Source organism: Opitutia bacterium, assembly GCA_016217545.1.
Classification (GTDB): domain Bacteria; phylum Verrucomicrobiota; class Verrucomicrobiia; order Opitutales; family Opitutaceae; genus Didemnitutus.
On sequence record JACRHT010000017.1, the window covers coordinates 1,043,696 to 1,069,928 of the forward strand.

The 26,233-nt window shown below is 56.2% G+C and carries 14 protein-coding genes; all 14 read right to left on the minus strand.

What is annotated here, in order from left to right:
• Positions 1-137 precede the first annotated feature (137 nt).
• Positions 138-1,553 (minus strand): MFS transporter, encoded by a 1,416-nt coding sequence (locus HZA32_20375; protein ID MBI5426440.1) that lies wholly within the window; start codon positions 1,551-1,553, stop codon positions 138-140.
• Positions 1,554-1,601: 48 nt separating this feature from the next.
• Entirely contained in the window at positions 1,602-6,761 is a 5,160-nt protein-coding gene (locus tag HZA32_20380) for a fibronectin type III domain-containing protein (GenBank protein MBI5426441.1), read from the minus strand.
• 154 nt (positions 6,762-6,915) lie between these two features.
• Complete coding sequence (locus HZA32_20385) at positions 6,916-10,335, minus strand: hypothetical protein (GenBank protein ID MBI5426442.1); 3,420 nt, start codon at positions 10,333-10,335, stop codon at positions 6,916-6,918.
• Between the two features lie 96 nt (positions 10,336-10,431).
• Positions 10,432-11,310 carry a FecR domain-containing protein gene (locus HZA32_20390; GenBank protein MBI5426443.1) on the minus strand — a complete coding sequence of 293 codons (879 nt, stop codon included), beginning with the start codon at positions 11,308-11,310 and terminating at the stop codon, positions 10,432-10,434.
• A 3-nt stretch (positions 11,311-11,313) separates the two neighbouring features.
• Positions 11,314-11,832, minus strand: coding sequence for an RNA polymerase sigma factor (locus tag HZA32_20395; protein ID MBI5426444.1), 519 nt, complete (start codon positions 11,830-11,832; stop codon positions 11,314-11,316).
• Between the two features lie 94 nt (positions 11,833-11,926).
• Complete coding sequence (locus tag HZA32_20400; protein ID MBI5426445.1) at positions 11,927-13,657, minus strand: hypothetical protein; 1,731 nt, start codon at positions 13,655-13,657, stop codon at positions 11,927-11,929.
• A 2-nt stretch (positions 13,658-13,659) separates the two neighbouring features.
• Positions 13,660-15,192: a sialate O-acetylesterase gene (locus HZA32_20405; GenBank protein MBI5426446.1), complete on the minus strand. Its 1,533-nt coding sequence runs from the start codon at positions 15,190-15,192 to the stop codon at positions 13,660-13,662.
• Entirely contained in the window at positions 15,189-16,505 is a 1,317-nt protein-coding gene (locus tag HZA32_20410) for a sulfatase-like hydrolase/transferase (GenBank protein ID MBI5426447.1), read from the minus strand. Before HZA32_20410 ends, HZA32_20405 begins: the two co-directional genes overlap by 4 nt.
• A 4-nt stretch (positions 16,506-16,509) precedes the next feature.
• Positions 16,510-16,731, minus strand: a complete 222-nt coding sequence (locus HZA32_20415) for a hypothetical protein (protein MBI5426448.1) — start codon at positions 16,729-16,731, stop codon at positions 16,510-16,512.
• Entirely contained in the window at positions 16,704-18,377 is a 1,674-nt protein-coding gene (locus tag HZA32_20420; protein ID MBI5426449.1) for a hypothetical protein, read from the minus strand. The genes HZA32_20415 and HZA32_20420 overlap by 28 nt, the downstream gene beginning before the upstream one ends.
• Positions 18,378-18,464: 87 nt before the next feature.
• Positions 18,465-19,775 (minus strand): hypothetical protein, encoded by a 1,311-nt coding sequence (locus tag HZA32_20425; GenBank protein ID MBI5426450.1) that lies wholly within the window; start codon positions 19,773-19,775, stop codon positions 18,465-18,467.
• Positions 19,772-21,556 carry a hypothetical protein gene (locus HZA32_20430; protein ID MBI5426451.1) on the minus strand — a complete coding sequence of 595 codons (1,785 nt, stop codon included), beginning with the start codon at positions 21,554-21,556 and terminating at the stop codon, positions 19,772-19,774. Before HZA32_20430 ends, HZA32_20425 begins: the two co-directional genes overlap by 4 nt.
• 6 nt (positions 21,557-21,562) lie before the next feature.
• Entirely contained in the window at positions 21,563-22,987 is a 1,425-nt protein-coding gene (locus HZA32_20435; GenBank protein MBI5426452.1) for a sulfatase-like hydrolase/transferase, read from the minus strand.
• Between the two features lie 35 nt (positions 22,988-23,022).
• Complete coding sequence (locus HZA32_20440; GenBank protein ID MBI5426453.1) at positions 23,023-26,100, minus strand: DUF4981 domain-containing protein; 3,078 nt, start codon at positions 26,098-26,100, stop codon at positions 23,023-23,025.
• Positions 26,101-26,233: the final 133 nt, after the last annotated feature.

The following is a 26,233-nucleotide window of genomic DNA, read 5'->3' on the forward strand; positions in this document are numbered from 1 at the left end:
AATACTTGCACATTGTTTAGCGTGAAGTGCGTCTGTCCCCTTCTGCCAAACGTCCGTCGGCAAATCTTTGCCGCTCACCCCTACGCCCACCTTGCTACCAACGCAGCCCCGTTGCCGCGATTCAGCTGGATCGGAAGCTACGCGGTCGCCTCGAGCTTACGACGGTTCAGTTCGAGTTTCACTTCATTAACCATCTCCTTGCTTAGAGGATACCGCAGCGCCAGCAAGATGGCAACGACGGCTCCGATACAGGGTATCCCCGCATACAGCCCCTGCATCAGATTCAACGTGCCGGTTGATTGAACCCCGTTCAGGATCTTCGCATCGAATCCGATCCACACCAAAATAAACCCGGAGAGCAGAGTGCCGATGGAATTGCCGAACTTGTCGCACCACGCGAGCAAACCCGCGAACAGCGCCGCGCGTCTCTGTCCGGTAACATATTCATCGTAAGCGGCAACGTCGGCTAGCATTGAATTTCCCACCAACATTATGCCTCCGAGCGACAGTCCATTGAAAAATGGGACGAGAACCTGCAGCCAAGGCATCGATGGCTGGTAGACGAACAATTTTAAAATGCACCCAATAATGAGCGCCCCTCCCGCCGCGCACAGCGAATTCCTCTTGCCGATTGTTATTGCAAGCTTGCGGTAAATAAAAACCGACCCGATGACCGCCACCTGAAAAGCAGAACCAATCCAACCCTGCATCATCGCCGATGCCTTCACATCGCCACCATAGACCATATAGATGTTCATATAGATGTTGAACGTCGCGACCACGAGGTAGCAAAAGCTCCAGATGAACCTCATCGAGAGCAGGATCATGAAAGCGGTATTGCTACGGAGTATGCGCCAACTTTGAGACCAACCAACCTTTACAGGCTTTTTTTCATCGACCGGAAGGATCCGCTCTCTAACCCAAAAGAGCGGCGCTAGGCCCACGATCACGAAGAAAATACTCCACAAGAGCGTGGTGGTGCGAAGGCCGGTCACCACATCGGGAAAAATGCTGGACTGCACCAATGGAAACAACCACTGCAACCCGAGACTTCCGATATAAGCAACGATCTGCACGGTGGCGGCCACCCGCGTTCGCTCGTGATAGTCGTCGGTCGCTTCCATTCGCAGGGCCCACACAGGCACGCTGTAGAAAGTGTGCGCGGTATAAAAAAGCAGCGATACGATGAGCAGCCACCAGAAGAAACCCATTTCACTCAAACCTCTGGGGAACCACCAGAGGGCTACGCTAAACACCAGGAGAAACGGCAGAGACATCGCTATCAGCGGCTTTCTTCGTCCCCACCTCGTTCTAAGCTTATCGGAAAACTGTCCGACCAACGGATCCGTGATCGCATCGAACGCCCGCTGAATGAACACAACAATGCTGATCAATGACGGGCTGACGCCAAGGACCACATTGTAGATGGGATACACCAAAACATTAAGCGACCCCGAGGACGCGATGGCTGCGCCGTCGCCGAGGCCAATGCCGACACGTTCGCGGAACGAAACCTTCGAATCTCCTGCAGAGGGTTGGGAGTGCGCCGACAAATTGGAGGGCGTGATGCGCGTTTCTATCGTTCCGTATCTGTTGTGGCGTCAAAGGCCTTCAGCAATCAGTCGGCCGTTGCCGTTGATGACAAGGCGGTCACTGTGCACGATTCCTGTGAGTGTGGAGTTTCCGTTAATCGTAACCGTCCCATTGGGGACATCGACGAGTCCGTTCAGGGTCACACCACCGTTCAAAGTGAGTGATCCCGATGCTATCCGAAGTATCAACCACTCGGGTGCGCCTTCTTTGCCGACGTTCCCGTTCAACGTCGGGCCATTCGCCAGCGTAAGCACCACTGGGCCGACGATTTTCAGACTGCTCTGGCCGTTGAGCGTGAGACTTTGCAGATGATAAAGCGTGGGCTCGGTGGAGCCATCGACACCCAAGATCAGGCCGTTATGGCCGTTCGCCGTGAATGCTCCGTAAGTGCCCGGCGGAATCGCACGAAGCCCGGAGTCACCATTAAGCGTGAGATCGCACAGGGTCGCAAAGTCACCGATGTCCTGACTTGAATTGTTGAGCACAACGTTGCGTGTTCCCGCCGGCAACGGAGGCAACTCAACGGAGGTCAAAGATGACGGGTCTATCCGGCGCACAAGCTGACTCAAACGACTTCTCCCATTAAGGGTGACCGTATGGTTCAAGGGATCGGCCGCCCCCGGACCATCAATTGTCGCGCCCAACAATGGCTGGCCGTTCAAGCGCACCGTAGGCGTGCCTGGTATAAGCACATCTCCAACGACCGCAGCACTGCCGTTAAGGGTAAGAGACTCCGGCGATAGAATTTGGACGGAGCCTTCGACCGCGCCGTTCAGTGTCGGGGCGTGTCGAACTGTTACGGCCGCGGCGACCACCAAGGTTGCATTTGCCGAACCACTGTAGTTCGGGTCCGCTACGACCGCGGCAACCTCATACGATTTCGGATAGATCGGCTCAGCGAGAGAGCCGTCATACGTGAGGTCAACGGCCAAACCCTCGGGGACGGTTGTGGCCGTGACGGAACGCGATTGTCCGTCGTAAAGCTGCCATAAGTTTGTCAGCTCGATCTGCGCGGAGGCTGGCGCGACATCAAAGGATACCGACACTGGCTCAGCCTCCAGATGGTTGGCATCACCAGATTGTGTCGCCGCGACTGTCACGAGGCCAACTCCGGTAAGTGTTATCACGCTTCCTGCCAGCTCGGCCGGTCCGCTGACGATCGAATATGAAACGGGCAAACCAGAACTCGAAACTGCCCCAAGCGCGAATGGAGTCGTCCCGTAAACCTTTGTTCCCGGACTTGAGAAAGTGATAACCTGTTCCGCCTGATTGACGGCGAAAGAAATCTCAACTGGAGCCGCGGGCAGATGATTCGAACCTCCAGCTTGCGAAGCGAGAACAGTAATCGAACCCGCACCCATAATCGTCAGCATATCACCATTGACGACACCCGGCCCACTGACGACCGAATAAACCACCGGCAGTCCGGAGCTCGCCACGGCTCCAAGAAGGAATGGGGCCGCTCCATAAGTTTTGTTTCCTGGATTGGGGAAATTGATCGATTGCGCCGCGCTGCCGACTTGGATTGCAAGGGACGCCGTGCCTGTTCCGGTCGAATTTGATGCGCTTAGTGCAACATTGAATATCCCCGTGCTCAGGGGCACACCCGAAATAGTTCCCGTCACCGAATCAAGGCTGAGACCAGGCGGCAGGCCAGTGGCCGCAAAGCTCGTCGGATTGCCTGCAGCCGTTATCAGGTAGGTGAACGGAACTCCAAAAACTCCGCCCGACGATGAGGCGCTGGTAAAGACAGGTGCACTCTCCGCCGGGGTCTCCACCTGCTCGACGATCTGAATGCCACTGATGCCGGCACGAATATCCGAGGAAGAAAGAATTGAGAATGTGGAAGCGGTTACGTTCCGGAAAACGGCATACTCCTTGCCATCCACTGCCTCTGCGGCGGTGGATGCGGTTGACTCGTTATAAATGCCATCCCAGACGCGATTGTTATCTCGGAGATATTTGGTTTCACTGATGGCCCAAGCGCTTCCATTCCAAAGCCGGAAATTGATCGCCATGGTGAGCGGAACCGACCGCGTGGATGCCCGTCCACCCCAATAGACATAGACGTCGTAGGTTGAATAGCGAATTTGAGAAACCGTGGCGGTCTGACTGCTCTGGCTCGGATTGCTGCGCTGGCCGCGCATCATCTTAACATCTGGCGACGTTCCCTGGGTATCGTTGTCGTAGGCGAAGTCTGTCTGCGTTGATGCGAAATCCGCCGTGGTTGCGGATCCCGTGCTATCAATAATGTCGGCCAATGCCTGATTTGCCTGAATCGAGTTATTCCAATTCGCTGCCGGCACCACGCCAGCGATGTCCGTCGGAGACAATTCCCCGGTGGGGCCTGTCATATTGATGCTCAGGACGCGCCCATTCTCACCGCCGCTCGGTGGCGCCGAGGTAGTCACGTCGATCGCCGCACTCAACGGCGACCAATTACCAGCCACGTCGCGAGCGCGAACAGTGACGTTATAGGTCGAACTTGGGGACAAGCCACTCACGGTGGTGCTGGTTCCGGCAACGACGGGCCTGGCGACGCCGTTCACCGTCACCTCATACCCAGACACGCCCGTGTCGTCGATCGAGGCGTTCCAAGAAAGTGAAAATGATGTGGCGGTCACGCCCGTCGCGGTAAGACCACCGGGCGCACTCGGCGGAGTGTTGTCAGCTGGCGTCGTGGATGAACTTTCTACAATTTGAATGCCGCTGATCCCGGCTCGAATATCGGCTCCGGCATGAATGAGAAAGGTTGAGGCCGTGACATTGCGAAATACCACATATTCTTGCCCATCGACGGCGGAAGCCGCGGTGGTCGCCGTCGACTCATTATAGCTGCCATCCCAAGTGCGATTCGTATCCCTGATAAACTTCGTCTCATTGGTGACCCAGGCACTTCCGTCCCAAAGGCGGAAGCTGATCGCCATGGTGAGGGGAACGGACCGCGTGGAAGCGCGTCCGCCCCAGTAAACATACACGTCGTAGGAAGAAAATGGCACCTGCGCGACTGTCGCCGTTTGCTGCGCATTGTCGGGCGAGCCTCTTTGTCCGCGCATCAATTTAACATCCGGGGAGCTTCCCACCGTATCATTGCTGTAATAAAAGGCAGTCTGCGAAAACACAAAGTCCGCGGTGGTCGGAGCCCCATTGCCGGCGTTTACATTTACCAACGTCTGGTTCGCTTCCGTGGAATTATTCCAGTTCGCCGACGGCACCGCGCCTGCAACATCTGAGCCGACGAGAGCGTTCGCCACGTCGGTCAAACTGACGCTGATAATATTCGCTCCAACCGTGGAGACAGCGAGCGTGGTGACGTTGAGTGTGCTGCTGAATCCGGACCAGTTGCCGGCCGCATCTCTGGCGCGCACCTTCACCGCATAAGTCGTATCAGGGGAAAGACCGCTCACCGTTATGGTCGGCGAAATGCTTGAGTAGCGCGGGGCGTCATCAACGAAAACTTCGTAGCCGACGGTGTTCACGTTGTCGGTGGATGCATTCCACGACACCACAAAGGACGAGGGAGCGTGGCCGGAATCCGAAAGCCCGCTCGGGACACTTGGTGGCGTGGCGTCGCCGCCACCGGGCGGAGGAACAACATCCTCAACCGAGGCTCGCCACTGAGCGATGGAACTCTCAAGCGCAGTGGGTGTATTCCACTCTGAATCCGCGATCACTCGCGTATTGGAAGACAAGGGGTAGCTGGACGGCGGCCCATCCTTGAAGGTGCCGGTCCGGTTCGCGACCTCCGTGACAAACGCCTGCGAGACAGGGTCAACCCGCACCCCTCCGGACAGGTCTGCCGGGCGCGCGCCCGAATGAGTGTGCAGATAGGCAAGCCTCTGATCGGCGTTGATGCCGGTCCAACGAGCGAAGCCCGCCGGAGTCATTTGCGAAACCAGGGAGTCTTCGAAGAGATCTTCCGGCACTTCGGGCACCGTGGCTCGCAGATGCCAACCCGAGGTGCGCGGTCCAAGATCGTCCAGGCGCCCGGGGGCGGTGGCAGGACTTTCCAGACCCAAGTTGCCGTCATTGAAAATCATGGAGCCAGGACCAGGAGTAACCCACCAATATCCGAACTTGAGGACATCACCTCCCAGGACGGAATTCGTCCGAATGCCTAAATTATCGACGAAATTATAGTAGCTGTTGAACTCATTTGTGGCGGGTCCCTGCAGGGTAATCGCATACTGACTGCCGTGGAACATCAGGTTGCCGTTGAGAAGCACGCCATTGCCCTTGTTGAGCCAGGGCGCACGCTGCTGGAAGTTTCCGAAGACTGAGTGCTGAATATCGATGCGCTTGTTGCCGCCCGTGAGCTCGTTCACCACGCCGTTTTCATCATGCGCACCGGTGGCCAGAATCATGCCCATGGAGTGCCCGCTGCTGTCGTCGCCGTTTGGCGCAGAATCAGGATGACGCCACCCGAACTGAGCGTAGCGAAAGCCGTCGTAGATGAAACAATTGACGAATGAGATGTTCCGATTGGGCTGATACCAAATCTGAATCGTCTCATCAAGGCCCCAGGAGAACTCGCAGTGATCGAACAAGACTCCATCGTTGGCCAGGTTATTGCTCGAGGCGGTGTCGCGGTCGGCTCCGTTGGAGTTCCGTTCACCTTCGATGGAGATTACATCCCCGTAGGCCGGGAGATCACTGTTCCCGTATTCGCCGGAGCCTTTCAGGGCTAGAGGCAAACCCAGTCGAAAACGAATGTGCCGAAAGATGACCTGTTCGCACCGCCGGAAGCTATGCGAAACACCTACGATACTGATGCCGGGAGAAGGGGCACTTTCACCGGCGATGTAGGTGTTCTTGAGATCGGCGATGCGAATGCGAGCCTGAGCAATATCAGTGTTGTTGCTGAAATCGATTTTCCCCCCGACTTCAAATAGGATGATCTTGTTCTCCGCCGCGGGCATGGACTTTGCCTCAGCGAGGGCCCAACGCCAACTGCCCGCACTGGTGTCGGTGTTAAGGTTTGTAACCTTGATCACATGATAGGCACCGTCCGCCCACCAAGCAGTCTGATCGGCAAAGGTCTTGTCGGGAGGCGGCGTCTGGCCAAGTGCCAGAGGTGTTGCCAAAATGACGACCGCAAAACCAAATACAGAAAGAAGACGACCGGTCAGCAATGCGCAGGTGCGGCAGATATGAAGAAGCGTGTTCATGGTTGGGGGGGTATAATTTTCAGGTTGCTGTCGGCCGGTGGCAGGCGCAGCGGGCCCGGGCATGCAGGGCATGCGGCTCTTGCGGATACTTGGGCATGCAACTCGACGTCGGTGAGGCCTGTTCCCTCACCGACGTTGCAGCCTTTTTGAGACCTTAGAAATCGAAGGTCGTCGAGAAGATGAACTGCCGCGGCGGCTGAACCGTAAATAGCCGATCCACGCCTTGGGTGTCCGTCGCCTGCACGAGCAGGTCGCGAGAATCAAAAATATTGCGAACGTTCAGTTGAACACGGGCACGAATTTTCGAGCCAAATTTGAACTTGTAGGAAATCCAGCCGTCGTAGTCGATCAGGCCGTCGTCATAAAATGGACGGTCAATGTCTTGAACCCGTGATCCGTCCGCGCGCGTTGTCAAAGGGAAGCCAACAACGGCCTTGTCACGCCAACGCACAGCACCGCCAACTCCGACATTTTTCAGCAATGACCGCGTAAATGTATAATTCGTAACGAAGTTCAGGCGCCACTTGCGAACGCCGAGAGAGGCGCGACCATCGAGAAGTTGCGCCCGATCAAGCAGGTTGAAGAAGATTTCCCGATTTACCCAACTTTGCACGGTTTCATCTCCTTGCGAGACATTGCCACCGACCTGATAGGCATAGTTCGCAAATTTGGCATACTCGGCCGACCGCGCATCGTAATAGCTGAACCATTCCTGAGCGATATTCGTCTCTGAAGATTCCGATTTTGCAGCCGTTAGAGAGACCCGCCAGTTGGGAGTCGGGTTTGCAGTCATCGTAATTTCCAGGCCCTCGGCGCTGAAATCGGAAAGAACGGGAGTGGATGACAGGAACACGTCGGAATCCCAGGTCGAGGAAGGTGCAAATCCAACCTGGGGGTTTTCGAGAGCCAGTTGCTCCAACCGAAGTTCCAGCGTGTTAAATCGCAGACGCACCGCATCGAATTCAGCCGAGGGATTGCGCGACTGAGCATTCTCATACCAATTGAACTTCAGGAACATTCGTGAACGAAAGAGATCGAGCGTAAAGCCATAGTCTTTGCCATCGCCAGCAGATGACTCTTGGAACCCACCATTCGGATTTCGACCAGGTGAACCGGCTGAACGATTGGAAGACTCGTTGTAGTGAAGAGACACAAGATTGAAGGGGCGAAACACAAGACCGCGAGTTTCTTTCGTGCCGGAGTTGTCGATGTTGAGCGGACCATCGAGCGAAGGCGTATCTATCCTCGAAACATCAAGAAAGTTTGTGCCATACCACTGGCTGGCCAGCGCCGGATTTGCAGCTCCGATGGAAGGGCTGGCAACGGCGACCGAGCGATAGTCGTCGGTCCTTCTTCCGTAGGTTGTGATAATGCGATCATTCCAAAAGAGACTTTGGAGCGCAAAAACAATTCCACGGGTCTCGACGCGCTCGACACTACCAGCCGCGCGAACACCCAGATCGAGGTCTGTCGGGCGCAACTCCACCGTCGCATTTTGCGCGGTCCCGTAAGACTGCTGGTAGAGACCGGTGACATCGGTGGAGGCGTCGTAGTAGGAAATGCCTCCGGTTCCCGGGGTATCAAGGTAAACACGGTGCAAAACTTCGCGATCAGCACGAGTGTTTGGATTGCGGATATTTACATCAGGACTGTTCGAATACAGCATGGTTCGCTGGTTCTGCGATCGTGCCGTGCGATTGCTGTAGTCGGTGAGCGCCGCAAAGTTGTGCGTCCCGATCCATCGCGTCCATCCCGTGCGTTTCGAAAAATCCAGTTTATAGGAGGCGGTGAGCCGGGCTTGATCCGAGCTGCCGGTTCTCAAATTGCCGCGTCCCCAGCTCTCGATGTAATATTTTCCGCGATTGGGATTAAGCACCGGCCTGCCGCTGGCATCAACGACGTTCGGCAGATATCGATTTACATCAATGCGGAGATTCTGATCAAGGCCCCGCAGCCAATCGATGAACTGCTGATTGTATTGTTCATGCTGATAGGCCGCTTCGACGAATAAGTTGGATGTGATCTGCTGTTCCAGCGCGAGGTTATAGATGGTTCCACGCTGACGGTTATCGGTGCCCAAGCCACCAGGATTGATATCGTAGGGAAAGATCGATTCGTCGGTGAGGCTGTAGTTGAAATTGTCCGGCGACGAAACGAATTCGTGAGGACCTCGCGCGCGGGCCACTGTGCCAATGGGATTGGACGCGGAAACAGTGCCAGTAATGCGATTAAGCAACGAAGCAGCCGGGGTCGCAGGATCATACTGGCCGGTGGTCAAAAAGACCTGCGTTGCGCCGTGATTGATGAAAGGCGAAGTTCCTCCCAAAGTGAATGCGGGTTCCCCCGGATTCAATTGCGCGGTGGTTGCCCAATACAAACGTGGGTCCAAGGGATCAGAGATGCCCAGATCTTTCATACGTTGATCCCGCCAAGCGAGGTATGGTGTCACGTAGTCACGGATCAGGGTATTCCGAGGCATTGAAGCTTCGCGTCGGATATTCTCAAATGACGCGCGAAACATCGTCTTCTGGAAAGGGCGATAGGTTGCCGTCAAATACTGGCGCCGTTGGTTATCACGCGATGGCTTGCGCCAAGACTCTTGGTGGTCGTAAACGAAGCTGCCGCGCAGCGCCAACACACCCGGGATAAGATTGCGGTTAACATCCAAACTACCGCGATAGCCGTCATAGCTATCAACGCGTGTTTTTACCTGAGTCGAATCAGCGAAACGCGCACGCTTCAGGCTCTGGTCGATTATTCCGCCCGGCGAGCCAAGACCGAAGAGGATGGCATTCGGACCGCTATTGAAGGTGAATCGTTCGCTGTTATAGGAATCGAGTGCGAAAAAAGTCCCAAAAAAATCCCGAGTATTGGTGGCGTTTGCCAGTCCCCGCACCCGTTGGGCGCCGGTGAGATCTTCGTTTCCGGCGAGGCTGTCCACTTTCGCATCGCTGTTATACTCCTGCTTGTTTTCAACGTTGAGTGAGTAAAGCTGGGCATCCTCGAGCGTGGTTGCGGCGATATCGTCCAGAAATTCGGCAGTCATCACCGTGACCTGCGAGGCAACATTCTTGATGTCCGAAGAAATGCGCGTTCCCGCAAGCGTTTGAGATGCCGCATAACCGGTATCGCGATCTGCGCGCACCACGAACGGTGACAATTCGATCGTGCTATCTCTACTCGATGCTTCGGGATTTGCGCCCTTATCACCGGCTCCAGACGGAGCCGGCTGCGCGGGCGGAGGAGCTACGGCATCCCGATTGATGAGAATAGCGCCGCTCTGACTGTCTTCGGTTGAAATCAGGGGCGAACCGGCCAGAAGTCGGCTCAAGGCTTCGGCATCGGTCAGATTTCCGGAAACTGACTTGAGTATTACCCCCTCGGTCGTCGAAGCGCCGAAGATGACTTCACGACCCGATTGGGCAGAGAATGCGCGGAGGGACTTCGCCGCTTCAGCAGCGGGCAAATTGAAGTTCTTTTTAGCACCTGGCGTGACCTGTGCGAAAGCGAGAACACCGGTCACGAGAGCCAAGACGAACACAGCAGAACGCCTGAGACCAGGAAGTGAGGACATGCGGGATATGGGGCATATTGGGGGCATCATAAAACAAGACGAACCCCACGCCTCGACTACCCAAAAGAAAACGGGAATTTTCCCATTCGCCTTATGCTATTTTTCACGCGTCAAAAGCATTGATCCATCGGGCTGTGGCCGAGCATGAATTCCGTAGGAGGAATGCAGAATTTTCAGGAGCGCCGATACGTTGGTCGCACGTATGCTTCCACTTAGTTTTAATTCCAGAATTGTGGGATCCTCGACCAGGAGGCGAAGCCGGGAGTATTTCTCGATAACAGGCAAAACGCGCGCCAGCGCGGTTCGATCAAGCTCGATGAGCGGAACCCGCCAGACAGCCTCAAGGTTTTGTTCAGCCGGCGAAACATTTCTTACCTCTCCCAACACCACCGATTCGGCGGAGTGTGTGATCGTGATGCTCTGCCCCTTCTCCAAGGAAACTGGCTCGATCGGGCTCGTTCCTTTTGCTGTCACCGAAACCCTGCCTTCGGTCACAAGAACCCTGGTGCGCCCCCCGGCCTCCACCACAAAAGCGGTTCCAACCGCGCGAACCTCCACGCCGTTGGCGATGACGATGAACGGCCGGCTCGGATTCCTGGCGACGGAGAAATGCGCCTTCCCTCCTTTCAGCAGCACGCGTCGAGTTTCAGTCGTAAAATCGACCTCCACTTCCGCGGTTTCGTCCAGTTCCACCAAACTGCCATCGTCCATCAACTGCTCCTGGGCCATTATCTTGATTGTGGGAACCGTGGACACCGGTTCAGGAGGGCGATGGATCCATAACACTGCCACGAAGCATAAGGCCGCCATGATTAAAAAAGACGCCGTCCGAATTCTTCGTCTGCTCAGACCGGACCGCATGGCGCGCTCAACTTCGAGCTGCGCTCCCGCAATCTCAGGCCAATCAAGCGGGTGAAGCTTGGCGTTCTTTCCGCCCCGCTCTTCGCTCGAAGACACTGGGCGGCCGTCATTCATAGGTCAGAAAAACTCGATGCCTTTTCGACGCAAATACTGCTCGCAGCGCCTGATCCCGTGGCCAATTTGATTGGCCACCGTTTTTTCCGAAAGACCGAGTTGTGCCGCTACTGCTCGTTGGGAGTATCCTTTGATTTTATGAAGAAAAACAATTTCGCGGCATTTTCCTGGCAGGGCCGCAAGCGCTTCACCCAATAGGTGGGACTTTTCCTCACGCGTCAACAATTCAGCGGTGGTGGTCCGTTCCTCGAGCGCCGATACTGTAGCCAGATCATCGACCGGATCGATCGGGGATATGCGATCGCGCCGCACGATATCGATGGCGTAATTACGCGCCACACGGAACAAGTAGGCCCGGGCCGATGGGATCGGCCTCGTCGTGCGGGCGCGGAGCAGCCGGAAGTAAGACTCTTGAACAACATCATCCACGTCTCGCACCGAGGGAAACGATCCACGCAAATAGGTGCGCAGAGTTCGCTCGTGAGGCTGGACCTCGCTGACGAACCACTGAGCCTCACTCATGACACGGCCTCCCCGTGCGAAAGCGTGTTTGGAGAGAGAAGGAAACTGCAAGCGTTGGCGTGGATCATGAGGTGGGGTTGATTGGTTGGAGCAATTAGCTTTGTTCGTGCCACCAACGGCGGAGCCAGTGGGCGGCAAATTTCGGCTGACGGTCACGGGTAAAGACGCCCTTGCGATTTCCCAGCGCGCGAGGGAAGTTCTGGGCCGTCGCGAAATCCGCAAAGTTCCAGATGTGCTCGCCAACGAGGTAGGGCAATGAGCGGCCTCGTTTGAGCAAACGCTCGATCAATTCAGCCTGATATTCCTCGGACCATTGCCGCGCCGGCAAACTGTGAAACCCCGCAATGGCATCGGCTCCGGTTTCCGTGATCATTATCGGGCCCGGAAACACTGCGTGAACCTCGTCCATGATGCGGACAAACTCGCGTTCCGCGACGTCCAGTTGCCCCGGATACTCATACCAACCGGGATAAAGATTCATCCCGATCATATCATAAAGATCGAGGGTGGTATCCGCCGCGCCGTGACACGTCACTCCGATCAACGGCCGCGTGCAATCCAGCTCTCTCGCCCGCTTGGTTACCCGCTCAAAGTATGGCCTCGCCCGCGGATGTGTCGACAAGGACTCGTTGGCCACCGACCATAAGACAACGCAAGGATGATGATGGTCACGCGCGATCAGTTCTTCCACGCAGCGCAAATGCGTGCCTAATGTTTGCTCGGTCGTGTGTTCGAAATTGATCGAAACCGCCGGCGTCTCCGCGATGACGAGGACGCCCAACTCATCAGCAAGGTCGAGCGTTTCCTCGGCGTAAGGATAATGTGAAGTGCGGAACGAGTTTGCCCCGGTCCACCGCATCAACGCAAAATCACGGATTGCGACAGCCGTGTTGTAGCTTTTCCCGAGCACTGCAAAATCCTCATGCCTGCCGAATCCATTGAGTCTCACCGCACGACCGTTCAGGTGAAGTTCAGCGCCTACGACGCGCACTTCACGGAACCCGATTTTTCGGACATAGGTATCGACCGCGCCATTGGTTAAATCGAACACTGTAAAACGAACAATATAAAGTCGGGGTCGGTTTACGTCCCACCGCTCCACCGAAGGAAATGTCGCCTGCACTTGGAACTGACCGTTTGAAACAATGGCACTTTCGCACCACGCGAGTTCAGGGATCACACATTCTACCCGTGTCGATTCGCCGGATACATTGCCTCGCACATTCAATAGTCCCGTCGTGCCGACACTCACCGTCGGCTCCAACCGAGCAGAACTGAGCACGGCCCGTGAAGAGACTCCCACAAGTTGCACAGAGCGGTGAATCCCGACGAACGGAAAGAAGTCGAAAGGCACATCGGGATACTGCCCGGCGAACTGCCCCGCGCCGCCACTGTTCCGAAGATTCCCCATGGGGATGGTGTCAGCGGACAGTTTTTGCGAAACGCGCACCCTCATCTCGACCCGTTCACCGGCACCAATCGACGCCGGCAGCGGAAACTCAAAGGGGGTGTAGCCCGTCGCGTGTTCGCCCAGTTTGATGCCATTGACCCAAACCTCCGCACGATAATTCGCCGCGCCAAACCAAACGCTCCACGTCCTTTCCAAAGGTGCTGAAGGCAACTCGAAAAAGGTGCGATAGCACACGTCACGTTCGCCTCCGGTCCACCACGATTCGCAATAGAGCTCCTCCAAGCTCCCCGGAACCGCCACAAAGCGATCGCGCACGAAAGTCGTCGTCCCTGCGCTCGCGCCATCAAGCGAAAGCTCCCAAATGCCATCAAGGTTGATGGCCTGGCGGAGCGCGTTATTCTGAGGCGTGAGCATGATCAAAATGCGAAGGTAAACGGAACAGCCGGAAGGCCGGCTTGGTTATAGAGAGTGGCACGCGGGGAATTGCTCCACGCATAGCGAACGGCCGATGGCGCGGTGACTTGAGGGCTGGAAACAATCACTTCCGAACCCGCCAGCTTCACCTTTGCCGGATGGAAAATTCCGTCTGCTCCGGCAATTTCAAATGCATCGATGGATCCGCCCCGCACATGCAGCCCTGCGGCGTCGGCAAAGAGCACGCGAATAGCCGCGCCATCCCGCCTGGCCGCCATGAAATTCGGGCCACGAGAAACCAACGACTCGCCATAGACCTCCACCAAGGCGATTCGCGCAAGGCGTCCCCCGACATCCCATTTGTTTCGTGGATGAATGTCATCCGGTTCCCCGATGTCGATTGTCACCGCCTGGCCGGTGTGCGGAAGCGACAACGCTTGGGTCTGTGCGTCCCTGATTTTAGCCCAGCTAAAAGGCGCATCCCCTTCCCTTTCGTGATTGGCAAGCTGCACCCAGTAAAACGGCAGCTCGCTTTTGAACGCATGTCGCCAGGAGGCAATGAGCGAGGCGAACAACTCCGCGTAGCCGTCGGGCTGCCGGGTGTTATATTCCCCTTGATACCACAAGATGCCGCGAATCCGGTAGTCTGTGAGCGGATTCACCATCGCATTATAGAGACAGGAAAGCGCGTGCTTCGATTCGTTTCCTTCCGGGCGAAGCGGTCTGCGCACGGAATAAGCCTTCCCCTCCGCCGCTGCCGCTTCGGAAGTCTCTGCCCATTTATTTGCTGCGATCTCGAACTCCGCGAGCGACGCGGGAAGCTGTTCGATATGCCTGGACCAGGCATCGCGGATCGGCATGAATTTGTCGGCGGCCAGCGCTTCGGCCGGCATCCACGCTTCGATCCGAGTTCCGCCGACCGCCGACTGAATCAATCCGATCGGCACCCCTGTGCGCGCGTGGATCTCGCGGGCGAAGAAATATCCGACGGAGGAAAAACGCCGGATTGTGTCCGCGGCGCAAACCTCCCAAAATCCCGACGTCTCCGACAGAGGGTGCAGTGAAGATCCGTATGGCACCGTGAACTGACGAAGCGACGGGAGATCGGGAGATCCGGTTTCTTCGACCGTATAGCGATCAACAATGGTTCGGGCCATGTTGGACTGGCCGGAGCAAAACCAGACATCGCCAATCAATAGGTCTCGAATCGCGGAGGAACTTCCATTCGAAGTCGCTACGAGATCACGACCCACACGGCTGGCCACCATCGGATCGAGGTGCACCAGCCAGCGCCCCATCTCGTCGGCGAAGCAACTTTTCTCCTGTCCAGCAAAGGCAACCTTCACCTCCTCGCCGGGATCGGCGATGCCCCAGATATTCAACACTTGATCGCGCTGAAGCACCGCATGGTCCCCAAATACCGGAGCGAGCTTAAGCGCTGCCTGTCCCGAGGAGAGCAGGAGCGCCACGGCCACAGAAAAAAATGGCAAGAGGCGGCGGTTGGACCGATGTACGTTATAAGCGGACAAAATCATGGAGGTAACAATTTTGAGAGTTTTGCCGCGACATCGGGATATTCTAAGGACCGATCAACGCTTTCCGCAGGATCCGCACTTACATCATAAAGCCTTCCCGTGATACGACCGTCGACAGGAGCAACCAGTTTCCACTTTCCGTCGATTACTGCGCGCGAGTTTCTAAACTGAAACATGAGCGTTCGCGTGGCGGTCGGTTCTTGGTTCAAGAATGTCGCCCACGCGTCCACTCCGCTGAACTCACCTCGTGTATGCGGAATACCAGCCGCGCTCAAAAGCGTCGGCAGTAAATCCGCACAATGCAGGACGGCATCTTGCACACTGGGAGCAATCTTTCCCGGCCAGATAGCCATCAAAGGAACTCGAATGCCTCCTTCGTAGACGCTCCACTTGCCTTCGCGCAACACGCCGTTCGATCCGCCACTTTTGGGATCGGAACCATTGTCCGACGCAAAGATTACCAGCGTTTTCTCGGTCAATCCCCGTTCTTTTAGAGCGGCCAATATTTCTCCCACGCCATCGTCCATACACGACACCATTGCCCGATAAATCTCGCGGCTGGTGGGCTTCGCGGGATTGACCGCAAATTTCCTGATGTAGTCGTCGGGCGCCTGCAGCACACCGGGCCTGGCGTAGTGGGGAGCATTGTAGGCCAGCGTAAGAAAAAACGGATCTCCTATTTGTTCCCTGATGAAGTTCACCGCTTCCGAGGTGAACAACTGGGTGGTGTAACTCCCATCCCGATGAACTTCGAGTTCGTCTCTCCAGAGGTCGTGTTTGCCCAGTGGATTTCCTAGGTCGTCCTTTTGCGCCGTGTCGCGATGCGTGAAATAATCGATCTTGCCTCCGCGAAACCCGAAGAATCGGTCAAAGCCCATCCGATTGGGTCCGCGCGCCAAATCATATCCAAGATGCCATTTACCAATCAGTGCCGTGCGATATCCTGCGGCCTTGAAGCGATGGGCCATGGTTTGAGTGCCGACCGCCAGACCACCCTCTCCCATTAATGCGGATGATATGCCTAGTTGTTCAGGAAATTTTCCTGTCAGCATCGACGCGCGTGAAGGCGAGCAAACAGGATAGGCGTAGTTTCTATCGAAACGGACCCCATTATTCGCGACTTGGTCGATATTCGGGGATGAAATATCCTTTGCGCCGTAACATCCCAAATCGCCCATCCCGAGGTCGTCAGCTATGATGAGAATAATGTTGGGCCGCGCGCGCTCTGAGAGCGTGGCAAAGCTGCCGGGCACCGTGAACAGGCCCAAAAGGCCCACGGCCGCGACTTTTGGAAGGAAGCGATGATTTCCCATAGTATTACAGGTTAACCTGGTCCTCCATCGTGAGCCGACGCCCCATCCAGTGGTATTTTTTCCGGATGTCGGCATACATGGAGAAGACTTCGTTCTCCGAACCTTCAAAACTGCACTTGATACAACGATGCTGCTCGGGAGCGGTGACGATCATGACAACGTCGATCTCGCGCGAGAAGCACACAGGGCAGCGTTTTTTTATGCGATTGGCTTCAAATGGATCCATGACGTCAGGATTTCTTCAGATTTAAACGAGTAGCTCACCTCCAGGGTGAAATAGGGACTGAACAGGTGGCCTTCGGCGACCCGGCTGCGCTGCGGCTTGGCCGTGTCGCCTGCCTCAAGGGAAACAGTGACGCGCAGCGGCGGAATGCTCGCGGCCACCGCGCCAGCCGATGGATGCTCCAACGCAGAGCCGCGATAGGCGAATGCGAGGGATTTGTCGCCGGCATGCAGCGTGACCGAATCCATTCGCTCGGGGTATTCCGTGAAGCCCCACGAGCCTTTTAGGTATTCGGTAAGTTCCAGCACGTCGGTCCCCGGCAACGTGGATTCGAGCAACCGGCGCGAAATGCGGATACGTCCGTCACCGGGCAGGAAAAACTCCGTCTCAATCTTGATAAACCTGCCATCCGCGAAACGGAGTTCCGTCGGAGCGAGCAGAAAGCGCGTGCCCTCATCCGTGCGCTCGCATTTGGCACAATGCGTTTTGCAAGAAGCCAGATCGAACGTTTCTCCGTTGCGGCGTATGATCGCTGTCGTCCGGGAACCATCGGATGAGTGGAACGCCGCGCCAGAGCGGTGCTGGGATTGGATCAGGTAAGGATAGCTCGCGATGTATTGGCGCTCCGTGTCAGGACCGGTGTCCATCGCGACCTTGCCGATATAGGGACGCAAATCACCGATCGAGCCTCCTTGGGCGCAGTCAATCAGCACCCGCATGGTGGCATCGATATGCCAGAGGTAGTGTTTGCCGGAACCGTAGAGGATTTCCTTCGCCCAATAAACCTCGTGATCGCCAACCTGACGATTCTTCCGAAACCAACGGCCATACTCGCTCATCGTGTTCGCGAGCACTTCACCAGAATCGCGTAGCTGCGCGAGATAACGGAGTTGATTGCGATACAGGGTTTGCGCGACCTCCGGCGGGTCTTCGAAATTCGTGCTCCAGGTGAGCCACGGCGGACTCACAAAGGTGTTCAGGTAGCCAGGCCACGGATTGAACCGTTCCTGCAGACGGAACTGGTCGATCAAATTGAGATCGTAAGGACACCAGGTCGCCTGATTGCCCATACCGCGGATGACGTTCGGGGGGTGTGAGGCCCAGAAGTCATTTCGCCCCTCATACGAAAGACTCATATCGCGCACGAGGTGCGGTAGCGCCACCAAACCCACGGCGTCTTCGTCGCTTTCAGCCGGTCGTAGCGAATGCGTCTTTGAAGGATACCACGGTCCCCAGGGCATACCCTCGCTGAAGAGATACCAGGAATGATTACAGCCGTGATACACGCGCACGCCCTCTTCGAAGCAGCCTGCGACGACTGTTTCAATTTCAGGCCCCAATTCGCGCAGCAGACGCAGGGAGGCCGCATCCAAAAGATAGGCCGCAACGGATACCGGTCCACGGCCGAATACTTCGCGCCACTTGATCAGAATTTTTTCGAGAATGGCTCGTTTGCGATCAAGCGGGAGAAGCCAGAATTGATTCGCGCCGCCCGTTTCCATGCCAGGTCCGGAAAACCTGTGCAGCGCCAGTCCGATCTCGTCGCCAAATTTCTCCGCATCGTGCCGCGCATCGCTTAATACGGCCTCTTCAAACAGATCGTGATAGTGAAGCAGAATCGTGACAGGCAGCCCGGCTTCGTGTGCCATGTCCTGCTCCAGGCGATAGAATTTGTAGAGGGGCCCCAGATTCGGCCGATGGAGAATGTTTACGTGCATACGGATAGTCGGTTCCGCTCAGTGCGCGTTTGCGACCAACGCTTTGATTAAAGCGTCGATCTCGGATCGGATTGCGTCAGCGCCCACCGGCGTGTCGAAGGGGATGTCTGCACGGTTGCCCTTCACGAGAAATCCTTTGCCGCCAAGTTCGCCGTTGATTTTGTTTTCCTCGGCCGAAGTGATTTTGTTATCCGTCACCCGAATGTTAACCGGCTCCCACAGATAGGGCATCCCTTCGGCGTCTTTCCCGAGGTCCGCCGTTCTCGCGGTAAGCTCGATTGTCGCCTGAGGGTTTGTGAGGTCGTTGAAACTGACCACGGAATCCCGGCTGCCGTAGAGCTCGACGTTGATCCCGCACAGTCCGCTAAACCGGTTGTAGCTGACCAGCACGTAAGACGCGGTGAGCGGATCAAAGGCGGCTTCCGTTTTATAGGGAATCCGACTGGCAAAACGTTGCAGCTCTCCGTTTCCACCAACGCGAATCATCGCGCCTCGCCGCGGCAGTCGATTCCCGGGATTGATCTTAAAGTCGTTGTGCGAAATGTCGAAGTGGTTGCTGCCGTATTTCACGGTGATCGCAGAATAGCCCGAGCCTCCACCCACGGTGTTGTAAGCGAATCGATTGCTGTCGCCGGAAACATCGGTGACGCCGACAGCGACATTGTCGCACGCTTCCTGACCCCACGCTCCCTCGTAATGGTTTCCCAACCAGCTAATATTGCGCGCATTGTAGGCCTTGCTTCCGTCATGTCCCGTGCCTGAAAAGGTATTGCCCGCAACCAGCCAGTTGCGGCACGGCTCACCGTTCAACAGACCAGAGGATCCAACTTTAAACGGACTTTGATCACCGTCGGTGAGACTTGAAGCCGCCACAAACTGAAAACCTATTACCGCCCAGTTTTGAATCCGATTGGCGTCCAGCGTCGTTAAATTCTGGCCGGAGCGAACGAGTGCCGCCCCGCAACCATCCGCAGAAACAAGGAAGATGGGATGCTCGTCGCTTCCATTTGCGGCTTCCGCGTCGCGCGAGATCGTGAGGTTCTCGTCATAGGTCCCGGCGGTCACCAAAATCAATGTGCCCGGTTCGGTCTTCGAGATTGCCGCCTGGATGCTGCGCAACGCAGAGCTTCGAGAGGTGCCGTCACCGTTGCCGGCGGGAGAAACCCAGATCGTTTTCACAAACTTATCCGCCTTCCATGTTTTCGGCATGAACTGAGCGAGTTCTCTTCCCCCGGAAGAGGGAGCACTTCCTGCATACAGCAACGAAGCACAGCTGATCGACACGAACCCGATGGCGACACGCAGAACTGCTGTCGGCGCGGTGCTCATGATTGGCTTCCTTTCCGTGGGAGCGCGTCCAAGGACTGTTTGAACACGATTAATTTTCTCTTCGAGCGCACACCCGCAAACCAGAGCAAGCCACCCAGGCCGCCGATTGTTGCAGACACGGCGAGAATGGAAACCAGATCGCTGGTGCTCTTGGACGTGATTGATAAGCACGCGACAAATACCGCAATCGCGACGGAGAAGCGCCCGACCAAGATCAGCTGGGTGACATCCTCAGGCGCCCCGACCTCCTTCTCAAAATCAACGGGCGTCTTCATCTTTGTGAAAAACACATCCACTCGCGCTTTGAACTCCGGCGAACTGTGGCGCTCGAAAAACGGGACACAGAGAAAATAAGCCAGGCTCGGAATGCCGAAGTTGACCAACAGTTGCTGCTGGAAGTTCAGCTTGAGGCCAAGCAGCGGCTCGCTCCATAAAGTCAATACACCGCAGATCAGACCTGAGACCATGCATGCGTAGGGCGTGATCAACGGGGCGCGCCGAATGAAAAGGCCCCACAGACTCACGATACCAACGCCGACGAGAAAGTTTTGAAGCTGCAGGAGGAGTTCGAACACCCCTTTACCCTGTCGGGCGAAGACCAAGGCAAGTGTGATGATCACCCCCCCAAGAACGAGTGTGATAATCCGACCGATCAGCAACTGCGCCCGGTCAGAGCGTGGGGGCTGAAGTTTGAAGAGCGCACAGAAGTCCGGGATAAAAACGTTGAAGTAGTTGGCCGCCTGTCGAGTGAGCCCGGAATCCATGCTGCTCAAGGTCGCCGCGAAAATGGACACCACCATGAGGCCCTTCAGTCCGGCCGGAAGCACATTAAGCGCGGCAACCGCGTATGCCGACTCGGCCGGGCTCGCGATCATCGCCAAATTCACCTGGTCGGCAAACAACAGGCGGGAGGTGACCGGCGGCACGAACCAGATAAATGCGCCGGCGGCCATCAGCAGGCCAGAAAACAGTGCGGCATAGCGAGCGGACTTGCCGTCCTTCACCGAATTATACTTCAGCGCGTTGCCCATGTTGACGGCGGTGTTGATCTGGATGATCACCATCGCGGCGGCCCACCAGATCGTGTAGCGACCATCCGCGGCCCATCCGGCCGGCTTGATCATCGCGTAGTCTTCGGTGAGTCCCTGTTGCTTAATGAGAGCAAGAAATTCCGCGATCCCGCCGACTTTGATTAAACACAGCACGGTAATCAAAATCGTGATTGGCATCAGGATAATGCCTTGAAGGAAATCCGTCGCGAGCCCGCCCCATGTTCCGCCAACCATGGAGTAGATCAACACGACTGCTCCCAGTGAGATAATCAGGATTTCCAAATTCAGTCCAAACATGGCCGAAGTGAATGTCGCGAGGCCGTAGAGCCAGATCGCCGGGGCGATCGCCGCAAAAATCGCGAAAATGTAAAATTGCAAACGAGCGAGAGGCTTGTGCCACCGCTGCTCGAACACTTGCGGCATCGCGTAGACCCGCATCTGCCGGAACCAGGGAGCAACCCACACCGCCACAAAACTGCCGGCTGCCACGGCCCAAAAGATAATCATGACCGACCATCCTGCGGAGAACGCCGCTCCGGCCGCTCCGGTAAAGGTCCACGCGCTAAAACTTCCCATGAAGGCGCTCATTCCGACCAACCACCACGTGCCTTTGCATCCACTGCGAAAGTAGTCGTCGGCGTTTGCATTGAGCCTGTTGAAAACAAAACCAACCCCGAGTAGCAGCGCGAAGTAGGCGACAATGGTCACGATGTCTACGGTGGTTATCATTGCGAACTAAGCCGTGGTGAAGGTGTGCGGATAGGGGCGTTTCCAGCCGCGCGCGGCGAAATCCAGATCCTCCCATGAAGGATCCATGCGCTTGTCCTGATGCCCATCACGAGTCGCTTTCATTACCCAGGTTGTGAGCGCTTGGTCGAGCTTCGCCTGGACTTCAAGACAGTCCGGATGGTTAAAGCGATTGCGCTGTTCCTCCGGGTCTTGCCGGAGATTGAACAGCAACGGATGGTCGCCTTCGGATTTGATGAGCTTCCAGTCGCCCCCGAGCGCCATCCAGCCGCTACCGAGACAACCGAATAATTCTTTGCGAACCTCCCCGTCGAATCCCAACCCGGGCAAGCAACGACTATGGTTCATGCTACGCGGCAAAGGAACGCCGGCAAAGGTCAGCATCGTCGAAGTGATATCGGTAAGCTCAGCCAGTTCCTCATTGAGGACAGCCCTCACACCTCCAGCAGGACGAACAATGAGGGGAATGTGCGTGCTGCTTTCGTAAAACGTGCCCTTTCCATTAAGTGAGTGATCACCGAGTGAGTCGCCATGATCGCTCGAGTAAATAATCACGGTGTTTTCCAGTTCACCGATTTCCTCCAACGTCGCGATGATTTTCCCGATCTCCTCGTCGACCGCTTCCACGAGTGCGACATAGTGCGCTCTAACGCGTTGCCGCTGGGCCAGAGTGACATCGGCGTAGTCAATTCCGTCCCAACTTCTACGATGGGCCGCAATGTTCTTCGCCTTCCAGACACTTAAATCACCCGGAACACTCCTCACCGGTTTCGGAATGCGCGATTCATCAACATTCCCGATTCGTTCAGGATCTGCATCGTAGGGGCAGTGCGGACTCGGAAATCCAACCATCATGGCAAACGGTTTTCCCGCCACTCGCTCCTGTTTCAGGTAGCGACATGCCTCGTCGCCGACAAACCGATCCCAGGAATGCTCCCCAGCATTGAGCGCGAGGATTGCCCCTTTGTTTTCCAGATATCCGGGATGCTCGTTTCCGGCATATTTCCTTGTTCCGTGTTTTTGCAGATGATCAGAATAGTCGTCCCGAATCTTGACCCACCGCTTGTCTTCACAGATCGAACGATGCCGAAATCCGAACGACGCGTCCCACGGATAAAAATGCATTTTCCCGACCGCGGCGGTATCGTAGCCCGCCGCCGCAAGGGCCTCCGGCCAGGTAATGATTCCACACGCCGCGAGATCGGGTCGGAGCCACTCGCCATTTGAAGTTACTCCGTTCCCCAAGGCGCTTCGTCCGGTGAGCAGGCCCGCTCGGGCCGGCACGCACAATGGAGATTGCGAGTATGCGCGGGCATATCTCACGCCTTCCTTCGCCAGCCGGTCGATATTCGGGGTGCGCACAAAGTCGGCCCCATAACATCCGATGAAATCGTGACGTTGTTGATCAGGCATCAGGAAAACGAGATTGGGAGGGGAGCGCATCGGTGTCAGGTGAATGAAATGGTGAACGTAAAATTGTAGTTTCCTGCCGGCAGGCGATATTGCGTGAGAGCATCGTTGCCGCACGCCGCATTACCCAAACCGCGTTGGGCAAAATCGATGTTAACGATGGTCTCCGTCCGCGGGGTCAATTCGCCGGGATGACGCGCCTGCATCAGGTCTGCGGCCGAGAAATGGCTCACAGAAAACTCCATCGGAGAGTCATACTCAAAGCGCACGCTCCTGCCCCCCGGCGTCGAAAGTTCGAACCAACGGACGTCAGTGTGGTTTCCGTGTTCCTGAGGCAGCAAATAGGGCACGAACTGGTCGGTTACGGTCGATTCGAAACGGCTGATCCAACCACCAGCCTTTCGATCGCAATACGTCTCCCAAGGTCCCCGACCGAACCAGACGATGCGCTCGAAGTCCGCCGGCAACGACAAGGTAAGGCCAACCCGCGGTAAATCGGGCAAGGCAGTATCCAGTTCAACCCGTGCATCACAGCGCATTCGCGCATCGGGCAAAACCTGCCAACCAAGGTGAAGGGCGCCACGGACACACTTCTTGAGCGAAATATCGTGAATCGTGGTGAAGACGCAACCGTCCGCTAGGTTTGTAGACACACTGGAAGATCTTTTTTCCAAAACAACCTGATCGTATCCTGCATCAATCCACCGCGTGAGCGCCTTGGTTTCATTGCCCGGTCCCAACAGACGCAGACCGTCATTATCAGTCGGGCAACGCCACAGGTTCAACGTGGGGGCGGACTTCAATAGCTCTTGTCCACGAAACGCCCACGATCGCCAGAGACCGCTGGTCCCATCCATCTCGCACTTCAAGGCAACGCCAGGCTTTCCATCCGGCGATTCTGCCTTCATCCCGCGTGCTGGAAACAGCAGAAACTGCTCCCACGCCATTTCTGCGCCAATGGGACAGAAAGTTTCTTCCTTGGAAGCGGAGAAGGAAAAGCGGATGAACGTTTCCGCTGCTTGCGCCGCCGCGAGCGACACCACGTCGGAATCAATCGCAAATTCCAAAGAATCTCCTGGATGAACATCGAGCGCAGGAAGCAGCCCGCTCGCAATCCGAAGACCACCCGACTCGATTACCCAACTACCCTTTAACCATTCAAGGGAGGTGAAGGACTGTTTGTTGTGCAGGCGAAATATCCCTTTCGCACCATCGATGGCCTCGAGCCGCAGAGGCTGCGCGAGCTTCTTGAATTCAAATGCTGCCGGGTGAGGCGTCCGATCCGGCCACACCAAGCCGTCCGCAACGAAGTTCGCATCATGCGGGGTCTCTCCAAAATCCCCGCCATACGCCCAGAATTCACGGCCACCCGGATCCGCTTTAACCAGTCCGTGATCGACCCACTCCCAAATGAATCCGCCCTGCAAGCCGGGCATGGTCTCAAAGAGGTCGAAATATTCGCGAAGGTTTCCATTCGCATTGCCCATGGCGTGGGAGAACTCACAGGCAATGCACGGACGCGGCTCTTCGGTGTGCGCAGAGACCTCAACAAGCCGCTCCAACGGTGGATACATTGGACAGATTAAATCGGTCACACTGAAATAATCGGGGCGGTGCGCGCCGGTGGCTCCCCACGCCCAGTTCATTTCACGTGTCGCACCTTCGTAGTGAATCAGTCGATTCGGATCGTAACGCCTGATCCAGCCGGCGAGCGCATCATGACTGGCCCCGTAGCCGCTCTCGTTACCGAGTGACCAGGCAATGATACACGCGTGATTTTTATCCCGTTGAATCATCCGCATCCCGCGATCCAGCCAGGCGGCGGTGTAGCGTGGATCATCCGCCAAACTGCTCCGAAAAGCATGGCATTCTATGTCCGCCTCGTCGATGACGTAGAGTCCGTGACGATCACACAGTTCGTAGAGATAGCTGTCGGCCGGGTAATGCGAACAACGAATCGCATTCATGTTAAGGCGCTTCATCAAACGCACATCGGCCTCCATCGTATCGCGCGGGACAGCGCGGCCTTCTCGATCATGATGGTCGTGTAGGTTTACTCCCTTGATCAGCACGCGCTGGCCATTGATCAGCAGAGAACGTCCGGTGATCTCGAGACGGCGAAACCCAATGTAAAACGCGTGGCGCTCATGGACCGTTTCGCCAAAACAAAGCTCCACGCGCGCGAGATACAGATTGGGATCCTCATGCGACCACAAAAAAGGCGCTGTTACAGGTCGGACGCCTTCAAGTTGCCACCACTTCCGAGTCTCGTCGTTAATCTTCGCATCGACATTGAGCGTCCAAGGTTCTGACCAAACAGAGTTCCCTTTGGGATCCGTCAACCGCACTGTCACCGTCCACCCCTCTTCCGGACGATCGGGAAAGCCAAGCCGAATTCGGAAGCGACACTTCGCGTCCGAGAGATTCCTTTCCAACAACGGTTCTGCGAAAATGTCGTCTATCCGAACCGGTGGCGTCGAACGCAGGAACACTTCGCGGAAAATGCCAGCAAGCCACCAGTGATCCTGATCTTCCAGGTAACTGGCGTCAGACCACTGCACGACCATGGCCGCAATCAGGTTTTTGCCTTCGCGCAACTCGGACGTGATTTCAAATTCCGCCGGAAGGCGTGAGCCCTTGCTCAATCCGATAAATTTCCCGTTCAACCAGACGCACAACACGCTTTCTGCGCCCCCAAAGTGCAGGACTGTGCGTCGGTTTATCCAATCCTTCGCGACGCTGAATTCCTTGCGATAAAGCCCTGTCGGATTTGAAGACGGCACCGCGGGCGGCGTCTCCCGAAATGGCATCTTAACATTTGTGTAGTGCGGCTGCCCAAAACCTTTCATCTGCCAATTGCTCGGCACCGGTAAGCTTGTCCAACCGCTGTCGTCGAAGTCAGGATGGACGAATCCATCCGGAGCGTCTTCCGGGCAACGTAAGAAAGAAAACCGCCACAGCCCATTGAGAGGAAAATACCAACGCGACGTCTCGCCTGAATCTGAAAACTCAACCCCATCGCGGGCAATCAAGCGCGGCCTGCTTTCCAGGCGGTTGAGGTTCATCAGCTCGGGCAGCAGATAGAATTTGCCGGGCAGTTCAGGGGGTAACGACACTCTCACACTTTAACAGAATCGCGTTTCTTATGGTTGTAATATTTTGACTTGATGTTGTATTTTTAGCGCATGACTTCCGCCAACAGGCTTTTCGCGAACGAAGGCATCGCGCGGCCGGAGTCCGTGAGATTTA

What these genes read in the sequence shown, in the direction of transcription:
- HZA32_20415 (MBI5426448.1), bottom strand. Translation starts at nt 16,731, where the DNA reads ATGGATCCATTTGAAGCCAATCGCATAAAAAAACGCTGCCCTGTGTGC.
- HZA32_20420 (MBI5426449.1), bottom strand. Translation starts at nt 18,377, where the DNA reads ATGGCACACGAAGCCGGGCTGCCTGTCACGATTCTGCTTCACTATCAC.
- HZA32_20425 (MBI5426450.1), bottom strand. Translation starts at nt 19,775, where the DNA reads ATGAGCACCGCGCCGACAGCAGTTCTGCGTGTCGCCATCGGGTTCGTG.
- HZA32_20380 (MBI5426441.1), bottom strand. Translation starts at nt 6,761, where the DNA reads ATGAACACGCTTCTTCATATCTGCCGCACCTGCGCATTGCTGACCGGT.
- HZA32_20435 (MBI5426452.1), bottom strand. Translation starts at nt 22,987, where the DNA reads ATGCCTGATCAACAACGTCACGATTTCATCGGATGTTATGGGGCCGAC.
- HZA32_20390 (MBI5426443.1), bottom strand. Translation starts at nt 11,310, where the DNA reads ATGAATGACGGCCGCCCAGTGTCTTCGAGCGAAGAGCGGGGCGGAAAG.
- HZA32_20385 (MBI5426442.1), bottom strand. Translation starts at nt 10,335, where the DNA reads ATGTCCTCACTTCCTGGTCTCAGGCGTTCTGCTGTGTTCGTCTTGGCT.
- HZA32_20410 (MBI5426447.1), bottom strand. Translation starts at nt 16,505, where the DNA reads ATGGGAAATCATCGCTTCCTTCCAAAAGTCGCGGCCGTGGGCCTTTTG.
- HZA32_20400 (MBI5426445.1), bottom strand. Translation starts at nt 13,657, where the DNA reads ATGCTCACGCCTCAGAATAACGCGCTCCGCCAGGCCATCAACCTTGAT.
- HZA32_20395 (MBI5426444.1), bottom strand. Translation starts at nt 11,832, where the DNA reads ATGAGTGAGGCTCAGTGGTTCGTCAGCGAGGTCCAGCCTCACGAGCGA.
- HZA32_20405 (MBI5426446.1), bottom strand. Translation starts at nt 15,192, where the DNA reads ATGATTTTGTCCGCTTATAACGTACATCGGTCCAACCGCCGCCTCTTG.
- HZA32_20430 (MBI5426451.1), bottom strand. Translation starts at nt 21,556, where the DNA reads ATGATAACCACCGTAGACATCGTGACCATTGTCGCCTACTTCGCGCTG.